6 protein-coding genes are annotated in these 6,471 nt (G+C 62.7%); 4 read left to right on the forward strand and 2 right to left on the reverse strand.

Features of this window, described 5'->3' with window-relative positions; genetic code table 11:
- Positions 1-38: 38 nt before the first annotated feature.
- Positions 39-509, reverse strand: a complete 471-nt coding sequence (rpsG, locus tag ACE03M_RS03255) for a 30S ribosomal protein S7 (protein ID WP_009883572.1) — start codon at positions 507-509, stop codon at positions 39-41.
- The gene (gene rpsL / locus ACE03M_RS03260) at positions 509-883 is read right to left on the reverse strand and encodes a 30S ribosomal protein S12 (protein ID WP_101621017.1); all 375 of its coding nucleotides are present in this window, start codon (positions 881-883) and stop codon (positions 509-511) included. Before rpsL ends, rpsG begins: the two co-directional genes overlap by 1 nt.
- Positions 884-1,420: 537 nt before the next feature.
- Here rpsL and ACE03M_RS03265 point away from each other — a divergent pair.
- The 4 genes from ACE03M_RS03265 (at position 1,421) to ACE03M_RS03280 (ending at position 6,191) form a co-directional block, all read left to right on the forward strand.
- On the forward strand, positions 1,421-1,897 hold the full coding sequence (locus ACE03M_RS03265; RefSeq protein WP_485932736.1) for a Fur family transcriptional regulator: 477 nt from the start codon (positions 1,421-1,423) through the stop codon (positions 1,895-1,897).
- A 78-nt stretch (positions 1,898-1,975) separates the two neighbouring features.
- Positions 1,976-4,186 carry a catalase/peroxidase HPI gene (gene katG / locus ACE03M_RS03270; RefSeq protein WP_485932737.1) on the forward strand — a complete coding sequence of 737 codons (2,211 nt, stop codon included), beginning with the start codon at positions 1,976-1,978 and terminating at the stop codon, positions 4,184-4,186.
- 299 nt (positions 4,187-4,485) lie between these two features.
- Positions 4,486-5,169: a DUF1707 SHOCT-like domain-containing protein gene (locus ACE03M_RS03275; protein ID WP_485932738.1), complete on the forward strand. Its 684-nt coding sequence runs from the start codon at positions 4,486-4,488 to the stop codon at positions 5,167-5,169.
- The gene (locus tag ACE03M_RS03280; RefSeq protein WP_485932739.1) at positions 5,166-6,191 is read left to right on the forward strand and encodes a 6-phosphofructokinase; all 1,026 of its coding nucleotides are present in this window, start codon (positions 5,166-5,168) and stop codon (positions 6,189-6,191) included. The genes ACE03M_RS03275 and ACE03M_RS03280 overlap by 4 nt, the downstream gene beginning before the upstream one ends.
- Positions 6,192-6,471 lie beyond the last annotated feature (280 nt).

The following is a 6,471-nucleotide window of genomic DNA, read 5'->3' on the forward strand; positions in this document are numbered from 1 at the left end:
GCATGACGCCTGCCGGCCAGGGTTCCGGAGAGGAACGATTACCAGCGGTAGTGGGCGAAGGCCTTGTTGGACTCGGCCATCTTGTGGGTGTCTTCGCGACGCTTCACAGCGGCGCCGAGGCCGTTGCTCGCGTCGAGAATCTCATTCATGAGGCGCTCGGTCATCGTCTTCTCACGACGCTGGCGGGAGTAAGCCACGAGCCAGCGCAGTGCCAAAGTCGTCGAACGAACCGGACGGACATCGACCGGAACCTGGTAGGTTGCGCCACCGACACGGCGAGAGCGAACCTCGAGGGATGGGCGGATGTTGTCGAGAGCCTTCTTCAGGTTGACAACTGGGTCATTGCCGTTCTTCTCACGGGTGCCTTCGAGAGCACCGTAGACGATGCGCTCAGCGGTCGAACGCTTTCCGTCGAGCAGGATCTTGTTGATCAGCTGCGTGACGATCGGCGAACTGAAGACCGGGTCAATGACGATCGGTCGCTTTGGTGCAGGACCTTTACGTGGCATTACTTCTTCTCCCTCTTCGCACCGTACTTGCTGCGTGCCTGCTGGCGGCCCTTGACACCCTGGGTGTCAAGCGAACCGCGAACGATTCGGTAGCGCACACCTGGCAGGTCCTTGACACGACCACCGCGCACGAGCACGATCGAGTGCTCCTGCAGGTTGTGTCCTTCGCCTGGAATGTAGGCAGTCACTTCGATCTGGCTCGAAAGCTTGACACGAGCGACCTTGCGAAGAGCCGAGTTCGGCTTCTTGGGTGTAGTGGTGTACACACGGGTGCACACTCCACGACGCTGCGGGCTGCTCTTCAGAGCAGGAGCGTCGGATCCTGCGGATTTGACATGTCGTCCCTTGCGGACGAGCTGCTGGATTGTCGGCACTAAGCGTTCTCCATTTGCTTCTCGATAAACCTAATTCCCAACGTTGGCCATGGCATCAGCCATGTCTGTGAACCGTGGGACATATCCGACTGAACACCGGGTGAAGCTTCACGCCCGATGCCAGTATTCGCGCGACGGCCTGAACCCTGCACTCGGGCGTGTCGCGTTGACACGCAACCTATGCAGAATGACACGTCGGCGGCCTGCCTCCGTCGAATTCTCACAATCAGTCCGGATCTCACAAAACATCCGGTATGGTCATTCGTCGAGGCAGATAACACAATCAGTCGCATCCTAGAATATCGCGGTCTCCCGCATCTGGTCAAAACCAGCCGCTGTGGGTTGCACGACACAGCCCCGCCACCGCCACCCCGGCGCAGGGAACCCCCTCCCCCGGTGCACCTACCCTCCGCGGACCGAAGTCCAAGCTCTTCGCGTACCGAGAACTGAGGCCGACAGTCGCCCGCGGCTCGCGCGCCCGAGACTCGAGACTATTGCTTCCTTGACTCATTCAAGAAAAGGCGGCAAGCTGTTGCTGTGGCTGAGAACAAGGATAGGCACGAGTCGGAACCGACCGCAGCACTGCGGGAGAGTTCCCTTCGCGTGACGAAACAGAGAGTCGCAGTTCTCGCGGCTGTGTGCGACCACCAGCATGCAGACACAGAGACTGTCATCCGCGCTGTTCGAGAGATCCTCCCCGAGGTATCGCATCAGGCGGTGTACGACTCGCTGCACACACTCACCGAGGTCGGACTCGTGCGGTGCATTCAGCCGTCCGGGTCTGTGGCCCGTTACGAGCGACGCATCGGGGACAATCATCATCACCTCGTGTGCCGCTCGTGCAATCTCATCGTCGATGTCGACTGTGCGGTCGGGCAGGCCCCCTGCTTGACCCCTTCACACGACGCTGGTTTCGTCATCGAGCAGGCCGAAGTCACTTTCTGGGGCTTGTGTCCTGACTGCGCTGTGTCTGCAGCGCGTTCGGGCAGCACCGAACCCGCCTCGGCGGTCTGAGCCGATCCACCCAACGACAAAGCCACACCTTTGTCTTCAACCGGGTCCTGACGGGGACTCGAAAGTGAAAGGAATACTATGACCGATACTTCCACCGCCGGCGGCTGTCCAGTCGTCCACACCACCTCGGCTGCGGCGACGGCGCCCGATGCCGACTCGCTGGTCGATCCCAGCCAGGGCGATGCCAACTCGCATTGGTGGCCGAATCGCCTCAACCTCAAGATCTTGGCCAAGAACCAGCCAGCTCGCGACCCGATGGACGAAGGCTTCGACTACGACGCCGAGTTCGCCAGCCTCGACTACTACGCGCTCAAGGCCGACATCGAAGAGCTGCAGAAGACGAACGCCGACTGGTGGTCGGCTGATTTCGGTCACTACGGCCCGTTCATGATCCGCATGGCCTGGCACTCCGCAGGCACCTACCGAGTCCAGGACGGACGCGGCGGCGGCGGCGAAGGGCAGCAGCGTTTCGCGCCTCTGAATTCCTGGCCCGACAACGTGGGTCTGGACAAGGCCCGTCGATTGCTCTGGCCGGTCAAGAAGAAGTACGGCAAGAAGATCTCATGGGCTGATCTATTCATCCTCGCCGGAAACGTAGGTCTCGAATCCATGGGCTTCAAGACTTTCGGTTACGCCGGTGGTCGCAAGGACGTGTGGGAACCCGACAATGACGTCTACTGGGGCTCCGAGACCGAATGGCTGGGCACCGACAAGCGCTATGTGGGCAACCGCGAGCTGCAGAAGCCGCTGGCGGCAACGACCATGGGTCTCATCTACGTCAACCCTGAGGGCCCAGAGGGCAAACCGGATCCGCTGGCCGCGGCCATCGACATCCGCGAGACCTTCGGTCGCATGGCCATGGACGACGAGGAGACAGTCGCTCTCATCGCAGGTGGACATACCTTCGGCAAGACCCACGGCGCAGCACCCGAGTCGCACAAGGGCGGAGATCCGGAAGCAGCACCGATCGAGGAGCAGGGCCTGGGTTGGAAGTCCGACTTCGGCACCGGCCAGGGCAATGACACCGTCGGCAGCGGCATCGAGGTCACGTGGACCTACCACCCCACTCGGTGGGACAACGAGTTCTTCCACATCCTCTTCGCCTACGAATGGGAGGTCTTCGAGAACGAAGGCGGACACCTGCAGTGGCGCCCAGTCGACGGCGGCGGCGATGACATGGTTCCGATGGCTCAGGGCGACGGACGCCGCGAGCCCCGCATGCTCACAACCGATCTTTCGCTGCGTTTCGATCCCATCTATGGTGAGATCTCGCGCCGCTTCAAGGACGATCAGAAGGCCTTCGAGGATGCCTTCGCCCGCGCCTGGTTCAAGCTCACTCACCGTGACATGGGCCCGTCCACTCGCTACCTCGGACCCGAGGTCCCCAGCGAAGAGCTCATCTGGCAGGACCCGGTCCCGGCCGGCACACCGCTCGCAGAGGGCCAGCTCGAGGCCATCAAGGCTGCCGTGCGCGAATCCGGGCTGAGCGTCTCCCAGCTGGTCTCAACCACGTGGGCCGCGGCATCATCACACCGTGTCTCCGACTTCCGCGGCGGAGTCAACGGCGGACGCCTGCGCCTCGAACCGCAGAAGAGCTGGGAAGTCAACGAGCCCGCGAAGCTAGCCGAGGTCATCACAGTCCTCGAACGCATCGCAGCGGACACCGGAGCAACGTTCGCCGATGTCCTGGCGATCGCCGGCGGCGTCGGCATCGAAACCGCGGCGAAGGCCGCCGGCCATGATGTCAGCGTTCCGGTCTCGACCGGCCGCGGTGACGCGACCCAGGAGCAGACCGACGTCGATTCGTTCTCTTACCTGGAGCCGACACACGACGGATTCCGCAACTACCTCACCGAGGACCTCCCCCTGTCGGCCGAGTACCTCCTCCTGGACAAGGCGAGCCTGCTCGGTCTGACCACTTCGGAGCTGACCGTGCTCATCGGTGGGCTGCGTGTCCTCGGTGCAAACTACGAAGATTCGGAGCTCGGTGTGTTCACCGACCGTCCCGGCGAGCTGACGAACGATTTCTTCGTCAACCTCCTGGAACTGGGCAACGTCTGGAAGCCGATCGGACCGTCCGAATCCGCCACTGTCTACGAGTGCTTCTCCCCCGAGGGAGACAAGCTGTGGACCGGAAGCCGTATCGATCTGCTCTTCGGTGCCAACTCCGAGCTGCGTGCCATCGCCGAGGTATACGCCTCCGATGACGCCCAGGAGAAGTTCGTCAACGACTTCGTCAAGGCCTGGAGCAAGCTCGTCGAAGCAGACCGCTTCGATCTGCACCGCTGAGTGATCTGAGAAATCGCGCCTGTGCCCCCACCACGATCAGTGATGGGGGCACAGTCGTATCCAGGATGGAATCAGGCCTCTGCTGGCCACCGCCCTGTTGTCCGGCTCTGGGAGTGCCCGGCCCGGGGTTCGGAAGGTTCGGATTCGGGTTGACTGTCATGGGAACTCTTTGGTTGTCAGTGATTCCGCTCTCGTGTGCTGTGCTGTCGCAATTCCGAGTCGTGGCTGTGTCCAGCTTGTGGAACTTGGCTGCGGCCGATCTCAACTGCAGATGTGTGGTCCCCGCTACACTGGGCGTCATGGCCAAAGAAGATTCCCCGCACTCGCCCGCGCCCCGCATCCGAGCCTCTGACAAGGACCGCGACGCCGTTCTCGGAGTCATCACCGACGCGGTCAGCAACGGTCGGCTCGACCCGGAAGAGACCGCCGAACGTCAGGATGAGGCGATTTCGGCGAAGTACCTCGACGAACTGATGCCGCTCATCGTCGATCTGCCCGAAGGACACGAGCTCTACCGCACCCTGCAGCGCCAGACCGGCGGAACGGCGGCAGGGACATCACTCGCACGCAGCGCCGGACCCACCTCGCTGGCTCCGATGGCGGAACCGGGCACAGCGGAGCCGATGAACTCGGTGGCGATTATGTCCGGGCGCGAACTCGATGTGCCAGCCGGCACAGCCCAGGTGACGACCTATTCGCTCATGGGCGGCGACAACATCGACCTGTGCGACGTCATGGGACCGGGAGTCACCGTGTCGCTGACATCGTATTCGATGATGGCCGGCCACGACATCTACGTCCCTCCCGGCGTGCGGGTCCGCGCCGACACAATCAACATCATGGCCGGCAATGAGATCCGCGGCTCCGCCAAAGGAGACGGTTCGAATGGGACGCTCATCCTCAAGGGCGTCTCTGTCATGGCCGGTCACGACGTGCATTTGGCCAAAGGCTATCGAGCAAAGGATCAGGGGCAATTGGAATGAAGATAGGTGTACTGACCTCCGGCGGGGACTGCCCCGGACTCAACGCGGTCATCCGCGGAATCGTCCGCAAGGGCATCCGCTCGCACGAAGATACGTTTGTGGGAATCCGCGACGGTTGGCGCGGCCTGCTCGAAGACGATGTGTTCGACATGACTATGCTCGACGTTCGCGGACTCTCCGGCCGAGGCGGCACCATCCTCGGCACGTCCCGCACCCACCCCTATGAGGGCGGCGGGCCGGAGCGGATGCGCGAGGTGATGACCGCCCACGGCATCGACGCGATCGTTGCGATCGGCGGCGAGGGCACACTGGCTGGGGCCTCCCGACTCGTGAACGAGGAGGGACTCAACATCATCGGTGTCCCCAAGACCATCGACAACGATCTCAGCGGCACTGACTACACCTTCGGCTTCGACTCGGCCCAAGCCATCGCGACCGAGTCCATCGACCGGCTCCGCACAACGGCCGAGTCCCATCATCGATGCATGGTCATCGAGGTCATGGGCCGCAACGTCGGATGGATCGCGCTGCATGCGGGAATGGCCGGTGGCGCGCACGCGATCCTCATGCCGGAGTTTCCCGTCTCCTTCGACCAGATCGAGGAATGGGTGACCTCGGCCAGGGACCGCGGCCGTGCTCCGATCGTCGTCGTGGCCGAGGGCTTCATTCCCGAGGGGCTCGACGAACAGGTCGCGGACCGGGGTGTCGACAACAAGGGACGGACCCGTCTCGGCGGCATCGCAGACTTCCTGGCTCCCAAGATCGAGGAGATCACCGGAATCGAGTCCCGTGCCACCATTCTCGGACACCTTCAGCGAGGCGGCTCCCCCACGGCGTATGACCGGGTCCTGTCCACGCGTCTGGGGATGGCTGCGGCAGATCTCGCGAACAACGGCGACTGGGGCAAGATGGCCAGTCTCAAGGGCACCGACATCGTCTCGGTCGACATGGCTTCAGCCGTCGACCGACTCAAGTCTGTTCCGCTTCAACGCTGGGAAGAGGCGCAAGTCCTCTTCGGCTAGCCGTCCTGCTCAACGAAGCCGCCATGCAACGCCGACACGCATTCAGAGCTCGCCGCAGGCCAACAGTCGGTAAGTCCTGGTCGAATTGTTCGAGATATTCGATCAGAACTTGCCGACTGTTGAGCTTCTGACCGAGTTCGATGCCATAGGCCGAGGATGTTCTGCGGCGATGCTTCTGCTCGCGCGCCCGCGTTCGCGCCCGCGTTCGCGTCTACGTTCGCGTCTACGTTCGCGGGGACCGCATATGAATGAACGAAGAGGGGGGCCCCCTGATGGTGGG

Source organism: Brevibacterium sp. AGC70, assembly GCF_057334195.1.